Raw genomic sequence first — 18851 nt, forward strand, 5'->3', positions numbered from 1 at the left:
AAACAACTAAAAGATCCAGCCACGCGGAGCACACGCGATGAAACAGCCCAAAGTGAATTTCTACAACCTGGCCTGGCGTTGGCATTTCTATGCCGGATTATTCGTTGCGCCCTTCATGGTGATGCTGGCCCTGACCGGCACGATCTACCTGTTCAAACCGCAACTCGATTCGTTGATGTACAGCAGCCTGCTCAACGTCCCGGCCGGCCATCACACGGTCTCGGCCGACGACTTGCTCAAGCGCGTGAAAGACGCCTATCCACAGGCGACCATCAAGCAATACCTGCCACCGGTCAGCGCCGAGCGCAGCGCGCAGTTTGTGGTGCTCAATGGCGGCAACGAGCTGAATGTGTTCGTCGATCCGTACCACGGCGACATCCTCGGTGAACAGGATGCCAAGCAGAACCTGCAAGCCATCGCCCGGGCGATACACGGTGAGCTGATGATCGGCACCGTCGGCGACCGTCTGATCGAACTGGCCGCTGGCTGGGGCGTGGTGCTGGTGGTTTCCGGGGTGTTTCTGTGGTGGCCACGCGGTCAGGCGGCGGGCATTCTGTGGCCACGCTTGAACAGTCGAGGCCGCGTTTTGTGGCGCGATCTGCACGCAGTCACCGGGTTCTGGGGCGCGTCCTTGCTGCTGGTGATGCTGCTCAGCGGCATGACCTGGACCGGGTTCTGGGGAAAGCAATACGCGGCGGTGTGGAACGTGTTCCCCGCAGCGATGTGGGATGACGTGCCGAAGTCCGACGTCGAAGCGCGCAGCCTCAACAGCGCCACCCGCCAGACCGTGCCGTGGGCCATGGAAAACACGCCGATGCCAATGTCCGGTGACCATGCCGAACACATGGCCCACGGTGGTGCACAGGCCAGTCCGGCCGCGCCGACCATCAGTTTGCAAGATGTGCAGAACATCGCCGTGCAGCGCAAGGTCGAACCCGGTTACAGCATCACCTTCCCGACCACCGCCACGGGTGTCTTCACCATCGCCGTGTTCGCCGACGACCCTCGCAACGACGCCACGCTGCACGTCGACCAGTACACCGGCGACGTCCTCGCCGATGTGCGTTTCGAGCAATACGGCACTGTCGCCCGCGCCACGGAAATCGGCGTGATGCTGCACGAAGGCAAGATGTTCGGGGTGGTCAACCAGATCATCGTGCTGATCATCTGCCTGATGATCCTGCTCAGCGCCGTCAGCGGCGTGGTGATCTGGTGGAAGCGTCGCCCGCAAGGCAAATTGGGCGTACCGCCGCTGCGCCACGACCTGCCGAAATGGAAAACCGCGATGGTCATCATGTTCGCGTTGGCGGTGGCCTTCCCGTTGGTGGGTGCTTCGCTGGTGGTCGTCTGGGTGCTTGATCGTGTGCTGCTGTCACGCTTCACCCGGCAGTCAGAGAGTGCCTCATCATCCTCATAAGTCTGGTGCGCTGCCTGTAGGCACCCGACCGCCACATTCCCTGTAGGAGCTGTCGAGCGAAGCGAGGCTGCGATCTTTTTGCAGATCAAGGTCAAAAGATCACAGCCTCGCTTCGCTCGACAGCTCCTACCCATTGCGAACTTGTCCGTGCGCCAATCTGGCGCAGCACAACGCACCAATGCGCCAGACCCGATCCTTCATGGTGCGATGCAAAATCGCGCAACCCCTCTAGCACGACATTTTCATGCCTTTCTCCGACCGGGCACAACCCTTGCTATAGACCCTTCAGTAGTCCGCATCTGCCACCCAGAAAATTCATAAGTTCATGGAGATCGCACAATGAAGCGTCGCAGCTTGATCAAGGCTTTCACACTCACGGCATCCATTGCCGCGATGGGTATGACCTGGACCGTCCAGGCCGCAGAGACCATCAAGGTCGGCATTCTGCACTCCCTGTCCGGGACCATGGCGATCTCCGAGACATCGCTCAAGGACATGGCGCTGATGACCATCGACGAGATCAACGCCAAGGGCGGCGTGAACGGCAAGATGCTGGAACCGGTGGTGGTGGACCCTGCATCGAACTGGCCACTGTTCGCCGAGAAGGGTCGTCAGCTGCTGACCCAGGACAAGGTCGCCGTGGTGTTCGGCTGCTGGACCTCCGTGTCGCGCAAATCGGTATTGCCGGTGTTCGAAGAGCTCAATGGCCTGCTGTTCTACCCGGTGCAATACGAAGGCGAAGAGATGTCGCCAAACGTGTTCTACACCGGTGCCGCGCCGAACCAGCAAGCGATTCCCGCCGTTGAATACCTGATGAGCGAAGAAGGCGGCAGCGCCAAGCGCTACTTCCTGCTCGGCACCGACTACGTCTACCCGCGCACCACCAATAAGATTTTGCGTTCGTTCCTGCATTCCAAAGGCGTGGCCGACAAGGACATCGAAGAGGTCTACACCCCGTTCGGCCACAGCGACTATCAAACCATCGTCGCCAACATCAAGAAATTCTCGGCCGGCGGCAAGACGGCGGTCATCTCCACCGTCAACGGCGACTCCAACGTGCCGTTCTACAAAGAGCTGGCCAACCAGGGCCTGAAAGCCACCGACGTTCCGGTCGTGGCGTTCTCGGTCGGTGAAGAAGAACTGCGCGGCATCGACACCAAACCGTTGGTGGGCAACCTCGCAGCGTGGAACTACTTCGAGTCGGTGGAGAACCCGGCGAACAAGAAATTCGTCGCCGACTGGAAAGCCTACGCCAAGAAACACAATCTGCCGGGCGCTGACAAAGCGGTGACCAACGACCCGATGGAGGCCACTTATGTCGGCATCCATATGTGGGCGCAGGCTGCTGAAAAAGCCAAGTCCACCGACGTCGACAAAGTCCGCGAAGCCCTCGCCGGCCAGACCTTTGCCGCACCGTCCGGCTACACCCTGACCATGGACAAGACCAACCACCACCTGCACAAGCCGGTGATGATCGGCGAGATCCAGGCCGACGGTCAGTTCAACGTGGTGTGGCAGACCGATGGGCCAATCCGCGCCCAGCCGTGGAGCCCGTTCATTCAGGGCAACGACAAGAAGCCGGACTATGCGATGAAGAGCAACTAAAGCCACTGGATGCCGGGCCCGAGCTTTGAGCTCGGGTCTGACACAACACCTGTAGGAGCGGGCTTGCCAGCGATGCAGACGACTCGGTCGTATTTGATGCTCCGAGGTGATGCCATCGCTGGCAAGCCAGCTCCTACAGGGTCCGTGCATGACCAGGACGTTCGACATGCCCACCGCCCTTTATCGCTTGATCCTCGCCATTGCGCTCTTGTTGCCAATGGCCACTCACGCCGGCGACGCCGAAGACTTCATCGCCGCCAATCCCGTACAGCAAGCCAAGCTGCTGGAAGCCTGGGCCGCGCAGCCAGATCCAGCCCGCATCGAACTGATCAACGCCCTGCAACAAGGCGAATTGACCGTCGACGGCCAGCCAAAAACCTTGCGCCTGAACAACCGCCTGCGCGGTCTGATCGACACCGCCCTGGCCAGTCACCAGTTGCTCGCCGCCGACGCCAAAATCCGCCTGGGCGCCGCGCAACAATTGCAGAAAAGCGCCAAACCGACGCAACTGAAATTCCTCGACCGGCAACTGGCGGGCGAACAGGACGAAGGCGTTCACAGCGCCCTGAGCCTTGCCCTGGCCAATCTGCAATTGGTCGACAGCGATCCCGCCGTGCGCCTCGCCGCTGTGCGTTTGCTCGGTGAAACCGGTGATCCACTGGCCCGCACTCGTCTTGAAAACCTGCTGGAACCCGGCGTCGAAACCGACGCCACCGTGCATACCGCCGCCGAAACCAGCCTCGCTCAAGTCAAACGCAAACTGCTGATCGGCGAACTCTTGGGTCAGGCCTTCAGTGGTATGTCGCTGGGCTCGATTTTGCTGCTCGCCGCATTGGGACTGGCGATCACCTTCGGCCTGCTCGGCGTGATCAACATGGCCCACGGCGAGATGCTGATGCTCGGCGCCTACTCGACCTATGTCGTGCAGTTGATGTTCCAGCGCTATGCACCGCAGGCCATCGAGTTCTATCCATTGATTGCGTTGCCGGTGGCGTTTTTCGTCACCGCCGCCATCGGCATGGCGCTGGAACGCACGGTGATTCGCCACCTCTACGGCCGTCCGCTGGAAACCCTGCTTGCCACCTGGGGCATCAGCCTGATGCTGATTCAGCTGGTGCGGCTGGTGTTCGGCGCGCAGAACGTCGAAGTGGCCAACCCGGCATGGTTGTCGGGCGGGATTCAGGTGCTGCCGAACCTGGTGCTGCCGTACAACCGCATCGTCATCATCGCCTTCGCCTTGTCCGTGGTGGTGCTGACCTGGCTGCTGCTGAACAGGACGCGCCTGGGCCTGAACGTGCGTGCCGTCACCCAGAATCGCAACATGGCCGCCTGCTGCGGCGTGCCCACCGGGCGCGTGGACATGCTCGCCTTCGGCCTCGGCTCGGGCATCGCCGGCCTCGGCGGTGTGGCGCTGAGCCAGATCGGCAACGTCGGCCCGGACCTCGGCCAGAGCTACATCATCGACTCGTTCCTGGTGGTGGTGCTCGGCGGTGTCGGGCAGTTGGCCGGTAGCGTGTTCGCCGCGTTCGGTCTCGGGATTGCCAACAAGATTCTCGAACCGCAGATCGGTGCCGTGCTCGGCAAGATCCTCATCCTCGCGCTGATCATTCTGTTCATCCAGAAACGTCCGCAAGGCCTCTTCGCATTGAAAGGACGGGTGATCGACTGATGAACCAGCCCCTGCTCGTTACCGCGACACAAAAAGCCGGCCCCAAAGTCTCGATTGCCGTCGGTGTGGTGATCCTCGTTCTGCTGTTGGCATTGCCGCTGCTGTCGTTGCTGTCACCCGACAACCCGCTGCACGTCTCGGCTTACACCCTGACCCTGGTGGGCAAAATCCTTTGCTACGCCATCGTCGCCCTGGCACTGGATCTGGTCTGGGGTTACGCCGGATTGCTGTCCCTCGGTCACGGTCTGTTCTTCGCCCTCGGCGGTTATGCGATGGGCATGTACCTGATGCGCCAGGCCTCGGGCGACGGCTTGCCGGCGTTCATGACGTTCCTGTCGTGGACCGAATTGCCGTGGTTCTGGACCGGCACCAGCAGTTTTCTCTGGACCCTGTGTCTGGTGGTATTGGCGCCGGGATTGCTGGCGCTGGTGTTCGGTTTCTTCGCCTTCCGTTCGCGAATCAAGGGCGTGTACTTCTCGATCATGACCCAGGCCCTGACCTTCGCCGGCATGCTGTTGTTTTTCCGCAACGAGACCGGTTTCGGCGGCAACAACGGCTTCACCAATTTCCGCACGATTCTCGGCTTCGGCATCACTGAACCGGGCACTCGTGCCGTGCTGTTTTTTTGCACGGTACTGCTGTTGGTGGCGAGCCTGTACATCGGTTGGCGTCTGGCGCAAAGCAAGTTCGGCCGGGTCCTGACCGCGCTGCGCGATGCGGAAAACCGCCTGATGTTCTGCGGCTATGACCCGCGCGGTTTCAAGCTGTTTGTCTGGGTGTTGAGCGCGGTGTTGTGCGGTCTGGCGGGGGCGTTGTACGTGCCTCAGGTCGGCATCATCAACCCGAGCGAAATGTCGCCGACCAACTCGATTGAAGCGGCGGTGTGGGTCGCACTCGGCGGACGCGGCACCTTGATCGGCCCTTTGCTCGGCGCCGGTGTGGTCAACGGCATGAAGAGCTGGTTCACCGTGGCATTTCCCGAGTACTGGCTGTTCTTTCTCGGTGCGCTGTTCATCGTCGTGACCCTGTACCTGCCCAAAGGCGTGATCGGTTTGCTGAAGAAAAGAGGTGAACAATGAGAGTCACGGCAACGGCTGAATTCATGCTCGAACCGGCGTTCTTTCCACCACTGGAACCCAACCGCGATGCCGGCACCAGCCGCGACGCCCTCGGGCTCGGTCAACGTGTCGGCCCCGGACTGAACACCCGTCACGGCACGATCCTGACCCTGGAAGACATCAGCGTCAGCTTCGACGGTTTTCGTGCGCTGAACAATCTGAACCTGTACATCGGCGTCGGCGAGTTGCGCTGCATCATCGGCCCCAACGGTGCGGGCAAGACCACGCTGATGGACGTGATCACCGGCAAGACCCGCCCAAGTCACGGTAAGGCCTGGTTCGGCGAAACCCTGGACCTGACGCAAATGAGCGAAGTGCAGATCGCCCAGGCGGGCATCGGTCGCAAGTTCCAGAAACCGACGGTGTTCGAAGCCTTGAGCGTGTTCGAGAATCTTGAGCTGGCGCAGAAAACCGACAAATCGGTATGGGCCAGTTTGCGCGCTCGCCTGAATGGCGAACAAAAAGACCGCATCGCCGAAGTACTGGAGACCATTCGCCTGACCACCTCGGTCAATCGCCCCGCCGGCTTGCTGTCCCACGGTCAGAAGCAATTTCTTGAGATTGGCATGTTGCTGATGCAAGACCCGCAACTGCTACTGCTCGACGAGCCGGTGGCGGGCATGACCGACGCCGAAACCGAATTCACCGCCGAGCTGTTCAAGCGCCTGGCAGGCAAGCATTCGCTGATGGTGGTGGAGCACGACATGGGCTTCGTCGGCTCGATTGCCGATCACGTCACCGTGTTGCATCAGGGCAGCGTGCTGGCCGAAGGGTCGCTGGAGCAGGTGCAGGAAAACGAGCGCGTCATCGAGGTCTACCTCGGTCGCTGAATTTTTCGAATACAAAACCTGTAGGAGCTGGCTTGCCAACGATAGCGATGCAACTGCCGACATTGATGTTGAATGTCATGGCCTCATCGCTGGCAAGCCAGCTCCTACAGGGGATTTGAGGAGAACGTTGAAATGCTGCAAGTCGAAAAACTGCACCAGTACTACGGCGGAAGCCACATCCTGCGCGGCCTGTCGTTTGACGTGAAGGTCGGCGAAGTCACCTGCCTGCTCGGGCGTAACGGCGTGGGCAAGACCACCCTGCTCAAATGCCTGATGGGCCTGTTACCGGCCAAGGAAGGTTCCGTGAACTGGGAAGGCAAACCGATCACCACGTTCAAACCGCACCAGCGCGTACACGCGGGAATCGCCTATGTACCGCAGGGCCGGGAAATCTTCGGTCGCCTCACCGTCGAGGAAAACCTGCTGATGGGCCTGTCGCGCTTCCCCGGCAGCGAAGCCAAAGAAGTCCCGGCGTTCATCTACGAGCTGTTCCCGGTTCTGCTGCAAATGAAAGACCGCCGCGGCGGCGATCTGTCCGGCGGCCAACAACAGCAACTGGCTATCGGCCGCGCCTTGGCCAGCCGCCCTCGCCTTCTGATCCTCGACGAACCCACCGAAGGCATTCAGCCGTCGGTGATAAAGGAAATCGGCGCGGTGATCAAAAAACTCGCGGCCCGGGGCGACATGGCGATTTTGCTGGTGGAGCAATTCTACGATTTCGCCGCCGAACTGGCTGACCACTACGTGGTGATGTCCCGGGGTGAGATCGTGCAACAAGGCCGTGGCGAAAACATGGAGGCCGAGGGTGTGCGCGGGCTGGTAACGATCTGATCTTCGCCGGTTCAAAGAAGCATGAAGCACCAATATGTTGCGTCTTTATCCATGCGACGCCTCCTGTTGGTGCGCGACAACGATCATTAGCGGCCTCCTGCCTGCAATCCCTGCGGCACAGGCTTTGCAGAGACCTGCTTACCTCACAGTAAGCACCGACTATGACTCTTCCAGCTTCAGGCGTTTTGTTCACACCCAGTTGGCACGCCGAACTGGAGCTGGGTTATGCCCGATTCGGTGCCAGCACCCGCCCGGTTCTGCGTCGTCATCAAGGCCCGCTGCGGGTGCAGAAGCATCTGTATGCCGAAGGGCCTGAAGTCTGCCAGCACATCATCGTCCATCCGCCCGGTGGCATTGCCGGAGGTGATCGGCTGGACATCTCGGCCAGCGTTGGCACCGACGCCTGGGCGCAGATCACCAGCCCCGGCGCAGCCAAGTGGTATCGCGCGGCCGGTGCCGCTTATCAGCAGTTGACGTTGCAGGTGGCGGCCGGTGCGACGCTGGAGTGGGTGCCGCAAGAGACGATCATCTTCAGCGCCGCCCAGGCAGAACTGAGCACCTGCATCGACCTTGAAGGCGATGCGCGGCTGTTCTACTGGGACGTTGTGGCCTTGGGCCGACCGGCCAGCGGGGAACGCTTTGACCTCGGGCATTTTCAGGCACAACTCGATATCCGCCGTGACGGCCAGTTGCTCTGGCACGAACGCCAGCGCATTGTCGGGAATGACGGTTTGCTCGATTCGCCGATTGGCCTGGACGGGCAGCCCGTGTTCGCGACCTTGCTGGTGACGGGTGAAGTCGATGGCGATTTGCTGGAGACCTGCCGTTCACTGCCCAACGACGTGCGCGGGGACCTGACCCAACTGCCAGGATTGCTGGTTGCACGGTGTCTAGCCAGTGAAGCGTTGTTGGCGCGGGGATGGCTGATTGATTTGTGGAAATTGCTGCGCCCGGCATTGCTCGGTCGCGAAGCCATACCACCCAGAATATGGAACACCTGAACACTGACGCAAGATTTTCATTCTGCCAAAAATGGATTCCAACGATGGACCTGACCCCACGCGAAAAAGACAAGCTGCTGATCTTCACCGCAGGCCTGGTGGCCGAGCGGCGTTTGGCGCGCGGTGTGAAACTCAACTACCCGGAAGCCATGGCGTACATCTCCGCCGCGCTGCTCGAAGGTGCGCGTGACGGCCGCACCGTCGCCGAGCTGATGCACTTCGGCACCACCCTGCTGACCCGCGAACAAGTGATGGAGGGCATCCCGGAAATGATCCCCGAGATTCAGGTCGAAGCCACCTTCCCCGACGGCACCAAACTGGTCACCGTCCACCAACCCATCGCCTGAGGCCGCGCCATGACTTACTCCATCCGCGATGCCGAGCACGCCGACCTCCCGGCAATCCGCGACATCTACAACGACGCCGTGCTCAACACCACCGCGATCTGGAATGAACAAGCCGTCGACCTGAACAACCGTCAGGCCTGGTTCAGCGCCCGACAAACCCAGGGCTATCCGATTCTGGTCGTCGTCGATGCAGACAATAACGTGCTCGGTTATGCCTCGTTCGGCGACTGGCGCCCGTTCGACGGTTTCCGTCACACCGTCGAGCACTCGGTTTACGTGCGCAGCGACCAGCGCGGTAACGGCCTCGGCCCGAAACTGATGGACGTGCTGATCGAGCGCGCCAAAGGCTGCGACAAACACGTGATGGTCGCGGCCATCGAAAGCGGCAACGCCGAGTCCATTCGCTTGCATGAGCGTGCCGGTTTCGTGATCACCGGACAAATGCCGCAAGTGGGCACCAAGTTTGGCCGCTGGCTGGACCTGACCTTCATGCAATTGACCCTCAATCCTGGCGCGCTGCCGCCCAGCATCAACAAGGAGTAAGGCCCGATGAACGCTGCCCAACTGCGACGCGTCAACGTTGAAAGCTTCGCGCATTATCGTCAGGGCCTGATCGACTTATTGCTCGATGCCGTCGGTTACGGCGCCAGCGTCGGCTTCATGGCTGACCTGGATGCGATGCAGGCCCACGCCTATTTCGACGAGGTCCAGGACAACCTCAACAAGGGCAATGTGCTGCTGTGGGTGGTGGTCAAGGACGAACAGGTGCAGGCCAGCGTGCAATTGGGTTTGTGCCAGAAAGCCAATGGCCTGAACCGCGCCGAAGTGCAGAAACTGCTGGTGCGCGAGCATGCACGGCGTCGCGGTCTGGGCCAGCAATTGATGGCAGCTCTGGAACAAGCGGCCCTGCAACACAAACGTGGCTTGCTCTACCTCGACACCGAGGCAGGCTCGCCCGCCGAGGATTTCTACAAGGCCTTGGGCTACACCCGCGCCGGGGAGATTCCCGACTACGCCTGCGACCCGAATGGCCGCTACAAGGCGACCGCCCTCTACTACAAGATTCTCCAAGGAGCTCATTGATGATTCCCGGTGAATACCAGATCCAGAGCGGCGAGATCGAACTCAACGTCGGCCGCCGCACCCTCAGCCTGAAAGTGGCCAACAGCGGCGACCGGCCGATCCAGGTGGGCTCGCACTACCACTTTTTTGAAACCAACGATGCGCTGACGTTCGACCGCGCCGCCAGTCGCGGCATGCGCTTGAACATCCCTGCGGGAACCGCCGTACGGTTTGAGCCGGGGCAGAGTCGCGAGGTCGAGTTGGTGGATTTGGCGGGGCATCGTCGGGTATTCGGTTTTGCCGGCAGGATCATGGGTGATCTGTGATTAGCATCGGTCCCTGTGGCGAGGGGGCTTGCCCCCTCGCCACAATTAATTTGTGCAAGGATTTCCAATGAAGATTTCCCGTCAAGCCTACGCCGACATGTTCGGTCCCACCGTCGGTGACAAGGTGCGCCTGGCCGACACCGAGCTGTGGATCGAAGTCGAAAAGGACTTCACCACCTACGGCGAAGAAGTGAAATTCGGCGGCGGCAAGGTGATCCGCGACGGTCAGGGTCAAAGCCAGCTACTCGCGGCCGCGGTCGTCGACACGGTGATTACCAACGCCCTGATCATCGACCACTGGGGCATCGTCAAAGCCGACGTCGGCCTCAAGGACGGCCGCATTGCGGCGATCGGCAAGGCCGGCAACCCGGACATCCAGCCCAACGTCAACATCGCCATCGGCGCCAGCACCGAAGTGATCGCCGGTGAAGGCATGATCCTCACCGCCGGCGGCATCGACACGCACATTCACTTCATCTGCCCGCAACAGATCGAAGAAGCGCTGATGAGCGGCGTCACCACCATGATCGGCGGTGGCACCGGCCCTGCCACCGGCACCAACGCCACGACCTGCACGTCCGGACCGTGGCATCTGGCGCGCATGCTCCAGGCCGCCGACGCGTTCCCGATGAACATCGGCCTCACCGGCAAGGGCAACGCCAGCCTGCCGGAACCGCTCATCGAGCAGGTCAGGGCCGGTGCCATCGGTCTCAAGCTGCACGAAGATTGGGGCACCACGCCGGCGAGCATCGACAACTGCCTGACGGTGGCTGATCAGTTCGACGTACAAGTCGCGATCCACACCGACACCCTTAACGAGTCCGGTTTCGTCGAAACCACCCTTGCCGCCTTCAAGGGCCGCACCATCCACACCTACCACACCGAAGGTGCCGGTGGCGGTCACGCGCCGGACATCATCAAGGCTTGCGGCTTTGCCAACGTGCTGCCGAGTTCGACCAACCCGACCCGACCCTTCACCCGCAACACCATCGATGAACACCTCGACATGCTCATGGTCTGCCATCACCTGGACCCGAGCATTGCCGAAGACGTGGCCTTCGCCGAAAGCCGTATCCGTCGCGAAACGATTGCCGCCGAAGACATCCTGCACGACCTCGGCGCGTTCTCGATGATCAGCTCCGACAGCCAGGCCATGGGCCGCGTCGGCGAGGTCATCACACGCACCTGGCAGACCGCCGACAAGATGAAAAAACAGCGCGGTCCGCTGCCGCTGGACGGTGAAGGCAATGACAACTTCCGCGCCAAGCGCTACATCGCCAAATACACCATCAACCCGGCGATCACCCATGGCATCAGCCATGAAGTGGGCTCGGTCGAAGTCGGGAAATGGGCCGATCTGGTGCTCTGGCGTCCGGCATTTTTTGGCGTGAAACCGACGCTGATTCTCAAGGGTGGTGCCATCGCGGCCAGCCTGATGGGCGATGCCAACGCTTCGATCCCGACGCCGCAACCGGTGCATTACCGTCCAATGTTTGCCAGCTTCGGCGGCTCGCTGCACGCCACCAGCATGACCTTCATCAGCCAGGCGGCACAGGAGGCGGGATTACCGGAAGCGTTGGGGCTGAAGAAGAAAATCGCCGTGGTCAAAGGCTGTCGCGATGTGCAGAAAACCGACCTGATTCACAACGATTACCTGCCGAGCATCGACGTTGATCCGCAGACTTACCAGGTCAAGGCTGACGGCGTGTTGTTGTGGTGTGAGCCCGCAGAAACGTTGCCGATGGCGCAGCGTTATTTCCTGTTTTAAGCAGGATTGCGCGCAGAAAAAGCCCCGATGACACATCACTGTCATCGGGGCCAGGTTCAAGCAATCAGCTGCTTTGCTTGACGGTAAAAGGGATTTCAGTCCTTTGCAGTTTTGCCCGGTCCATTGCTTCCTGCGTCAGTTTTAGCACCAGTGCGTTTGTTTCCGCATCAATAAGCGCAAGCTGCGCCACATAGTCCTCTTCACCCATGACACGCCCCGGTGCGTAGTCACTTTCCGGTTTCCCCAACTCAGCGGCTAACGCCTTGATGTCTGCATTGAGCCGGGTGGTCTCCTCCACCGACAAAGTGACCGCTTCGGCCCTTTCGTCCAGCGCTATCTTGTATTCGGTGGTTGCATCGATTCGACGACGCAAACGACTGAACGCCTCACGGTTGGATCCTTCCACATACGTTCTCCACAAGGGCTGTTGCGCTATCGAGTCGCGTAACAGCGCCCCTTCCTCCAGCGCCTGAATCCGTTGCGCAGCCGCTTCGATCATCTGCGGCGTCACACCGGCGATCTTGCGAAACTGCATGCCGCGCGCCTGCCACGGCAGGTCCAGTCGCTGCGCCAGATCCGTCATGTAAGCCAGATGAACCTCCACCTCATCGATTGTCCCGGTGACTTCACCGTGTGCATTCACCTGCCTGAAACGTTCGCCTGCCGCCAGACGTTCGGCGACACGATGACGAGCAATGGCACCAATCTCATCGAGTCGTGATTTACCCCGGGCGAGGCTTAACAGTTCGGCTTCGACCAGGTCTTCGCTGAGCAGCGCGTAAGCTTCATGGACCAACACTTCGATGCCCATCGCATTGAACAGTTGAGTCCCTCCGTCTACACACTGGGTGGGGGCAATGGCTTCGTTGAACAGTTTTTCACGCAACTCAGTGTTCTCAGCCATCGCTTCGAGCATTCGCCAGACTTTGCCGGTCAGGTCGATCTGGTACGCACCTCCAGCCGTGAAGTCAGCGGATTGCGTCAACCTCCTGATCTCATCGAAAAATTTCACGGAGTGGTACTCATCCTCTATCGCGTCCCATATGGGTTGCTTTGCGTTCCACTCTTCCTCGGTCAGTCCCTCGTCCCACATGGCACTGTCTACCGGCCCACGTGGCGGATATGGCCGATCAGGCTCCAGGCCAACTGATTCGGCATAAAGCCTCAGTGTGTCCAGGCTCTGCGACGAAATCCACGCCGGTTCGCGACTCAACCGGGTGCGCGTGAGCAGTTCGGCACGAAATGAGCCCGGGGCAACTTCGGGAATCTGAAGGAGTCGATTGAAACGCAGATCCAGGTAGATACGCCGGGGACGTGGCTTCGAGAAAAACCCTACAGGCCAGCGGTCAATCTCGGTTCCCACCAGCGCCAGAATCTCCAGATTCGGCATCTGGCTGATATTCGGCACCAACCCCAACGGATTGCCATTCATTTCCAGCCATTGGAGCCTCGTCAGGTTTTTCAAACGCGCAACGGCGCTGTGGGTCAGTTCGATCTGGTTGTCATTGAGAAACAGGTGCGTGAGGAACCGCATCTCACCCACTTCATGGGGCAGGCGATTAAGCAGGTTGCCGGTAAGGTCCAGATTTCGCACTCGACCGAAGGACGCAAGAAATCGAGACTGGCTGGCCAGCAGGTTGGTTTTACGCAGGCTTAATCGCGTTACATGATCAAAATTGCCCGGTAACTCCGGCAGTTGCACAAGATGCCGACTCATCGGCAGATCATCCAGGACAAGCGCTTGCGGGCGGATGACTCCAGGCACTTCGATCCCTTGTGGTCCGACTCGCTGCCAGCACTGCCTGATCAATTTGTACAGGCGATTTCTGGACTCCCACTCGGCCACACCCGCCGGGCTGAGCCGAAACGACACCGTTTGGGAATTGATCCATTGCTGCAGAGTCCGGTTCAACTGATCGAACTCGGTTTCCAATGCCCTGAGCCGCAGTTCGACTGCCGCATTATCCTGCCCGAACCCGGCCAGCAGCGTTTCAACCTGCTCACGGGCAAAACCCGGATACAACGAACCGGCGCGCCGCTGAAACCCTGCCCTCTCGATGGCTTGTCGCGCGTAACCTTGCATGCCGCCCCGCAACTTCATGATGTCGGGATCGTAATGCGGTTTGCGGATCGGGTTCTCCAGCAGGATCGGTTCAAGCCGTTCGTGACTCAGCGGTTTTCCTCGAACGGTTGCCTCTAGCCTCGACGCCTCATGGATATCGAAACCCAACGCCGTGCGTTGCGTGTCGGGCAAGGCATGCAGCACCGCAGCATAAAAACTGTCCTGACCGTGCAGGTGCTGATCGCGCTCGTCACGCGCCTCGAAGCGGCCCTCTTGATCCCGGATCAATATTTTTCGTGTCGGCGCGTTTTCTGACCCAATGCTGTCGAACAAGGCTCCTTGCGCAGAAAAGTCACGAATTTCCAATCGCAGGTCCCTTGACCAACCCGGCAATGTTTCCAGGGTGTGCAGGGCCAATCGAGTTGTATCCGGATTATGCAGTTCTGTGAGGTAAAGCCCCTCATAGGCACGGTTCAGACGCAATTGCTGTTGCGCCTGTTCAGCCTTTCGAGACAGCGCCAAAGGCACCCGCTGCTTGTCGCTCATGTGTTGCACGTCGGCAGGGTCCGCGTTGCGCAGCAGCTCTTCGGCCAGGATTGTCGACAGTCCCGAGGTGTCACCCTTGAGTCGATTGACCAACGGATTGGTCGAGCCTTCACGCTGCGCATACAAGCTGTCGAACAGGTACTTTTTGCGCTTTGCTGCCTGCGCGGAAAGTTGCTTGCGCAACGCTTCGACGCGTGCCTGCCGATCACCTGACAGCCACTGCCCCAGCAGCTCACGCTGGCCTTCTTCATTCAGGAAGTCGATGACCCCTTCAGGCAGTTTTCCTGCGATGAGTTCCTGACGACTTATCTTCAATGTGTCGGCCGGGACTGCGTCGAAAGATCCCTCCTTGGTCGAAGCACCGGAAAAATCGGCCCCTTCGAACACTTCAATGGCCTTACCCTGTGGCCAGCCGGATAACTCAGTCATGAAACGGGGCAGCAATCCCGCCCAATCGGCATTGACTCGATTGGCCAGAATTGACGCTTCACACGCCTCGGCGTCGGCGTATGCCTTGAAGCGCTTTATCGTGTCGCCCAACAGTGCAGGTATGGTTTCCTGTTCGACATGCATTCGGCGCAACGCACTTTCGTCCACGCCACTGACGCTCAGAATCTGCTCCAGGGTTTCATCGGAGAATCCGTCAACAGACGCTCCCAAACGCCGGAGCACTGTCTCCTTGTCCCATTCCAGCGGCTTGTCGAGTTCCGTCTTCCAGGTGCCGACCCCGTTATGCTCCAGCAACGGCTGATAAGCATCAGGCCGGGTCGGGTGCGCAAGTCGCTGCTGTCCTGTCGCCGGGTCTTGCTTGACCGCATAATGCTTATCGTCGATCCGCAGCAGATCCTGCCCTTGATGCCGGTACAGTCCATCGTCACTCGCCACCGTGTTTTCGGGCACGACGGCCGGATGCTCGTAAGGTTTCAAGTCAGGGTTCCAGAGCTTTTCTCCCTCCCCGAATGCCACCGGCTTAAGACCCTCGACAAACGGCGACACTTTGACCGGGCTCACCACCCCGCCCGGCACAGCATGCCCGGCACCCATGAGTGCCAGTTGAGCGAAGTTGATCAAGACGCCATTGATATACGCGGCCCCTTCTTCCGTATCACCTTTGCTCCAGTCTTCGATCCCCTCGGCCAACTCTGCCAGCATTTGCGCGACCATGATGCCCAGCACGACCTCGCCTAAACCGGGGACGATCATTGCGCCGAAATTGAAAATGTTCCAACCGATGTCGAGATAGCTGGTCAGGCGTTTGAACCGCGTCGTTGCGTCTTCATCGCCGGTCGGCACGGCAATGCTGCGCGCATCGGCGATGGCCTTGTCGCGTCGGTCGATGAACAGGCGCAACCATAAATCCCCGACAATGACGTTGGTGATGGGCTCGGCATCGGGATTCTCGACCGCCGTTTCTCGCCACCAAGGGCCCATGTCGAGGGGTTCGCGCTGTGCCCATGTGAAGGTCTTGAGGCGTTCGTTGACCCGGGCGAAGAAATGCCCTTTGTCACTGTGCGCGACAAACCGGCTGAAGAACGCTTGATAGTTCGAGTCTCGCAACTGGCTGATGAGCGCCTTCATGAAGTCGGTCAGCGATGCGTATTCCTTCAACGGATGGTCCGGGTCATCCGGCAAGTAGGCGATCAGCGGACCGGTCAAGCGACTCTGCTGATGAAGGTCATCGTTGCGATTGAGCTCATTGACCACACCCTTTGGCCCATTGGCGAAGTACGCTTGCAAAAGCTTGAATTTATCGTAGGCGTTACCACTCAGGCCCGGGATACGTTCAGACCAGTCAGTCCAGAACTTCCATTGCGCAGGGGTCAACGCATCGATTGCCCGCTTGATCTGCAAAGGCTCGGCGACAGCACTGAACAGCACAATGCCGGTCAGTCGGAATCCCATCAGCGACAGGCGATGACTGAGCAACGGCCGATCATGCAGCGAGACATTGGTGTGGCCGCTATGCAGCTCCAGCAATTTTCCATACGCCTGTGAGCTGACGTCGCCTTTCAATAGCGCAACAAGCGCAGCCACATGAAAGGCCGATTTTTCACTGGTCACCGACTCCTGCTGCAACCTCTGTTTTGCCTGGGCAGAAGTTGGCAACAAGATGGATTGGATGTGTTTCTGATATTGCCCACCGATATCCAGCTCCCGACATAACGTCGCGAAACCTGGCAACGTGATCGCCGCCTCGCGCACGAGATTGCCGCGCGCATCCTTGCTGTAGACACCGGAACTGTTTCGATAGGCGTTCTGTTCGGTTTCGGACGCTTCGAAGTTGTGCAGCGCGGCTTCCACAATCGTTGAGGTGCGCACACGACTGGCGCCGGTATCGATGCCGAAAATGATTGTGCTCGGTACTTCAAGTTGGACGGTCAGGTCATCAACGTTCCAAGAGGTATTGAATGTCGACTGCAACCCCTTGCTCAGCAAAGGTTTGGCAAACGCGCTGATGTCGTGCTGCAAGTCGCCGAGCGTCTTGTCCAGTTGCCCTTGCAGGCGCCAGCGCTCGTCCATCAACGCTTTGAGTTCTCGGCGATCGGTTTCTGACGCGCCTGCATGCCAATCCGGCATCGCCGGTTTGGTTTCGACCAGCGTTTTCAAACGCGCAATCGGAGCCGTTTTTATTGCCGGCGGTATCGCTTCGAGTACGCGGTTGTAATGAACTCCCTTGTTGTCGTTCGAAACGGACTCGGCGTTTTCTATCGAATTGCTTCCATGCAAATCGGCCATTGTTGGTTCACTTTTATAACGAATTGGGAGCCACCAGCTTATTCACGGTACGCCCAAATAAAAGTCAAAAAAAACGTGGATCCAACCGCGTCAAATGGCTCGTTTCGTTCGAAAAACACGCTGCCGAAAATACATATGTACCGCCCGCCCGGCCCTTGCTTATGCCGTCGAATGCACGGTCGTGTTTTTCTCGCCAAAGGGTCTACTATTTCGACTCGTCCCCCATGTTTCATGCCCAGGTAACTGTCATGCGCCTTTCCGAGTTCATCGTCTTGAATGTTGATCGCATCGTCGATGAGTGGGAGCAGTTCGCCAAAACCATCACCCCGGCCGCTGACACCATGGACAGCGTTGCCTTACGCGATCATGCACGTTCGATTCTGTTGGCCTCGGCACGGGACATGAACAAACCGCAGACGCCCAGTGAACAAGCCGCCAAGGCCAGAGGTGAAGGGCCGGAGAAAACCCCGAGCCTCGACGAGGCCGGCGCCAGCCATGGCGAACTTCGGCATACCGTGGGTTTTGATTTGGTGCAGATGACCAGCGAATTCCGCCATCTGCGCGCCTGTGTGATCCGATTGTGGGTCGACAGCCTCGAGTCCCCGGACCTGACTTACTTCCAAGACATGATCCGCTTCAACGAAGCCATCGACGAAGCCCTGGCGGAATCCACGGCCACTTATGCCGAGCAGGTCAATCGCTCGCGGGACATCTTCCTGGCGATCCTCGGCCATGACCTGCGTGCACCGCTGCAAGCGGTGAGCATGTCCACCGAAATCCTGCTGCGCAAAGCAACGCTGGAAGGGGATGCGCTCAAGTGCGCAATCAACATCAAGCGCGGCACCGGACACCTGGCAATGATGGTCAGTGATTTGCTGGAACTGGTGCGCAGCCGCCTCGGCAAAAGCCTGCCGATCGAGCCGGCGTCCATGGACCTGGCCGAAGTGGCACAAGAAGCGATTGCCCGCGCCTGTGCCGGACAGCCGGAATGCGATCCGACCCTGACGATTACGGGCGATACCCACGGTGCGTGGGACCCGCGACGGCTCGATCAAATGCTGCAAAACCTGATCGGCAACGCGCTGCAGCATGGTTCGAACAAACGCGAAGTGACGCTGACCCTCAGCGGCGACGCACACAGCGTGCGGCTGACAGTGCACAACGACGGCCTGCCGATTCCCGTCGACGCGATCCCGACCCTCTTCGACCCGTTGGTGCGCAGCGCCAGCGAAGAACTCGGCGAGCCGACCACCAGCCTCGGGTTGGGACTGTTTATCGTCAAGCAAGTGGTGGACGCGCATCAGGGAACGATTGAAATCAGTTCCAATGAGGCGGATGGAACGACGTTTACCGTGGTGCTTCCACGCAAAGTGCAAACTCGACAGCACACGTAGGCGCTGCCGAAGGCTGCGCCTACACCAACAACCGCCCCAACCGCTGCTTCAACATCCGGTTCTCCGCCCGCAGTTGCCGGACCTCTTCGAGCAGGTCCAGCGCCAGGGCATTGCCGCACTAGCAGTTCTGATAGTTCCC

The 18851-nt window shown here is 59.7% G+C and carries 14 protein-coding genes and 1 pseudogene; 13 read left to right on the forward strand and 2 right to left on the reverse strand.

Annotation, left to right across the window (positions count from 1 at the left end):
* The first annotated feature begins 37 nt into the window (after positions 1–37).
* The 12 genes from CKW19_RS01800 to ureC all read left to right on the forward strand — a co-directional run bounded on the left by CKW19_RS01800 (position 38) and on the right by ureC (position 11974).
* Entirely contained in the window at positions 38–1417 is a 1380-nt protein-coding gene (locus CKW19_RS01800) for a PepSY domain-containing protein (RefSeq protein ID WP_095056302.1), read from the forward strand.
* A 339-nt stretch (positions 1418–1756) separates the two neighbouring features.
* Positions 1757–3022: an urea ABC transporter substrate-binding protein gene (urtA, locus tag CKW19_RS01805; RefSeq protein WP_095056303.1), complete on the forward strand. Its 1266-nt coding sequence runs from the start codon at positions 1757–1759 to the stop codon at positions 3020–3022.
* Positions 3023–3188: 166 nt separating this feature from the next.
* Positions 3189–4691: an urea ABC transporter permease subunit UrtB gene (gene urtB, locus CKW19_RS01810; protein WP_095056304.1), complete on the forward strand. Its 1503-nt coding sequence runs from the start codon at positions 3189–3191 to the stop codon at positions 4689–4691.
* Positions 4691–5770 carry an urea ABC transporter permease subunit UrtC gene (urtC, locus tag CKW19_RS01815; RefSeq protein WP_095056305.1) on the forward strand — a complete coding sequence of 360 codons (1080 nt, stop codon included), beginning with the start codon at positions 4691–4693 and terminating at the stop codon, positions 5768–5770. Before urtB ends, urtC begins: the two co-directional genes overlap by 1 nt.
* On the forward strand, positions 5767–6639 hold the full coding sequence (gene urtD / locus CKW19_RS01820; protein WP_095056306.1) for an urea ABC transporter ATP-binding protein UrtD: 873 nt from the start codon (positions 5767–5769) through the stop codon (positions 6637–6639). The genes urtC and urtD overlap by 4 nt, the downstream gene beginning before the upstream one ends.
* A gap of 132 nt (positions 6640–6771) precedes the next feature.
* Complete coding sequence (urtE, locus tag CKW19_RS01825; protein ID WP_095056307.1) at positions 6772–7470, forward strand: urea ABC transporter ATP-binding subunit UrtE; 699 nt, start codon at positions 6772–6774, stop codon at positions 7468–7470.
* Positions 7471–7631: 161 nt separating this feature from the next.
* Complete coding sequence (locus tag CKW19_RS01830) at positions 7632–8471, forward strand: urease accessory protein UreD (RefSeq protein ID WP_095056308.1); 840 nt, start codon at positions 7632–7634, stop codon at positions 8469–8471.
* A gap of 44 nt (positions 8472–8515) precedes the next feature.
* The gene (gene ureA, locus CKW19_RS01835; RefSeq protein ID WP_095056309.1) at positions 8516–8818 is read left to right on the forward strand and encodes an urease subunit gamma; all 303 of its coding nucleotides are present in this window, start codon (positions 8516–8518) and stop codon (positions 8816–8818) included.
* Between the two features lie 9 nt (positions 8819–8827).
* The gene (locus CKW19_RS01840) at positions 8828–9361 is read left to right on the forward strand and encodes a GNAT family N-acetyltransferase (protein ID WP_095056310.1); all 534 of its coding nucleotides are present in this window, start codon (positions 8828–8830) and stop codon (positions 9359–9361) included.
* 6 nt (positions 9362–9367) lie between these two features.
* Positions 9368–9901, forward strand: coding sequence for a GNAT family N-acetyltransferase (locus CKW19_RS01845; protein ID WP_095056311.1), 534 nt, complete (start codon positions 9368–9370; stop codon positions 9899–9901).
* Complete coding sequence (locus CKW19_RS01850) at positions 9901–10206, forward strand: urease subunit beta (RefSeq protein ID WP_095056312.1); 306 nt, start codon at positions 9901–9903, stop codon at positions 10204–10206. The genes CKW19_RS01845 and CKW19_RS01850 overlap by 1 nt, the downstream gene beginning before the upstream one ends.
* A 67-nt stretch (positions 10207–10273) precedes the next feature.
* Positions 10274–11974 (forward strand): urease subunit alpha, encoded by a 1701-nt coding sequence (gene ureC, locus CKW19_RS01855; protein WP_095056313.1) that lies wholly within the window; start codon positions 10274–10276, stop codon positions 11972–11974.
* A gap of 64 nt (positions 11975–12038) precedes the next feature.
* Here the strand turns inward: ureC and CKW19_RS01860 are convergent, their stop codons facing one another.
* A complete protein-coding gene (locus CKW19_RS01860; RefSeq protein ID WP_095056314.1) occupies positions 12039–17318 on the reverse strand; it encodes an NEL-type E3 ubiquitin ligase domain-containing protein in 5280 nt (1759 codons plus the stop codon).
* A 248-nt stretch (positions 17319–17566) separates the two neighbouring features.
* Here CKW19_RS01860 and CKW19_RS01865 point away from each other — a divergent pair, with 248 nt between their 5' ends.
* Positions 17567–18712: a sensor histidine kinase KdpD gene (locus tag CKW19_RS01865; RefSeq protein WP_095056315.1), complete on the forward strand. Its 1146-nt coding sequence runs from the start codon at positions 17567–17569 to the stop codon at positions 18710–18712.
* A 19-nt stretch (positions 18713–18731) separates the two neighbouring features.
* Here CKW19_RS01865 and CKW19_RS01870 read toward each other — a convergent pair.
* Positions 18732–18827 (reverse strand): annotated as a pseudogene (locus tag CKW19_RS01870) (chaperone modulatory protein CbpM); the annotation flags it as partial.
* Between the last annotated feature and the right edge of the window lie 24 nt (positions 18828–18851).

This window comes from Pseudomonas sp. Irchel s3f7 (assembly GCF_900187615.1).
GTDB lineage: Bacteria > Pseudomonadota > Gammaproteobacteria > Pseudomonadales > Pseudomonadaceae > Aquipseudomonas.